2 protein-coding genes are annotated in these 1,497 nt (G+C 58.9%); both read right to left on the minus strand.

Translation table 11 applies throughout. The annotated features are described in order from the left end of the window. Positions 1–267: 267 nt before the first annotated feature. Positions 268–432 (minus strand): hypothetical protein, encoded by a 165-nt coding sequence (locus tag WDW90_RS37015; protein WP_336492707.1) that lies wholly within the window; start codon positions 430–432, stop codon positions 268–270. 791 nt (positions 433–1,223) lie between these two features. Continuing rightward, a partial coding sequence (locus WDW90_RS37020; RefSeq protein WP_336492708.1) for a TCP-1/cpn60 chaperonin family protein occupies positions 1,224–1,497 on the minus strand: 274 nt, incomplete at its 5' end.

Here is a 1,497-nt window from a genome sequence, read left to right on the forward strand (position 1 = left end):
TCCGCTTACGCGAATTTCCCGAGGCCTCGCGCGCGCGAAGATGGGCTTATGGAACCCGCGTGGTTTCTACGGATATCGGCGCCACTCACCGGAGCGCAGCCTGGCCGCGCGCCCTGGCACGCGATGATCCGGGGTGGCAGGCACCGGCCGCGCGCGCTCCCCCTCTTGGCATGTCGCGGTCGGTGCCCCGGCGCCATAAGGGCACTTACGCGAAGGGAAGCGAGCCGATTATGCGAATTCGCCTGCCGCGTTCCAGCTGGGGAGCGATCAGTGCAATCTCTCGGTCAGCCCAGGCATGATGCGCCCTCTCGGCCCATACTGATCAAGGATCAGCTCGCATAATTTAGGTCGATTCTTCTCCTTCTCTAACTCAATCATGACAACGGTGACTAGGGACTGGAACTCTTCACCAAAAAAATCTTCTGACTTCATCCCGGCATCCTTGAGCTTTGTAAAGATCTCTACGTTATCTACTTTCAGAATTTTTGCAGGAATATTTTGCCCACGTTAAAGACCCAAATGTCGTCGCGTACCTTGTAAGTTCCATGGATTTGGCAATAGCTGGCGTAGAAGCGCCAGCTAGGATGATCGCCAACAGTACAGCCTGCTTCGAGGGCAGTTTCCCGGTACACCACGGCATTTGCCATTATAGGCCGGACTCACGTTGCCATCATGATAGGAGCGTCCCCGTACGTCCGCCGGGAAAGCCGGCAGCAGCCTCCTTTCAGGAGAGGCTTGGAGGCTGGGGCTTACGCGCCCTGAGTGGTGCCATAACTCCCCTTCCGCGAACTGGGCGGCTCCATAACGCTCACCGTGCGAAAGGGCCGGGATCGCCCAGCATTTTGATTTCCAGACACACAAACCTAACAGGTTGAAGTGCTTGGGAAACCGTCGTTTTTCTTACACGGCGTTCTGCGCGTCTGGAACGATCCATACGGTCACGCGCTATTGAAACGCCGCTGCGACGCTAACGAGCGTGTCAAAGCCAAGCCGGACGCGTGTCGGTGGCCTTGTTGAGCTGATAAAAGCGCAGTCTGGGATCAGAAGAGCGGGGTGTGCCTTGATGTGCGGATGCCAAAGAGACGCTGAAGCAGCAGGCTAAACGCCTCAACGGGATCTTGCGCGACATTGATGATGGTTGGAGCGGCAATAAAATTCGCGAATAATAAGTAAAAGGGCCGCCATTTGGCGGCCCAATCGGGTCTTCATCTAAATTGGATGGATCAGAAGTCCATGCCGCCGCCCGGCATCGCCGGAGCCGCACTCTCCTTCTTCGGCGCGTCGGCGACCATCGCCTCGGTGGTGACGAGCAGGCCGGCGACCGAGGCGGCACCCTGCAGCGCCGCCCGGACGACCTTGGCCGGGTCGACGATGCCGGCCTGGAGCATGTCCACGTATTCCTCGGTCTGGGCGTTGAAGCCGTAGGTCTCCGAGCCCGTGTTGTCGGAGATCTTGCCGACCACGATCGAGCCCTCGACGCCCGCGTTCGAGGCGATC

Source organism: Methylobacterium nigriterrae (genome assembly GCF_037106235.1).
Taxonomy (GTDB): domain Bacteria; phylum Pseudomonadota; class Alphaproteobacteria; order Rhizobiales; family Beijerinckiaceae; genus Methylobacterium; species Methylobacterium nigriterrae.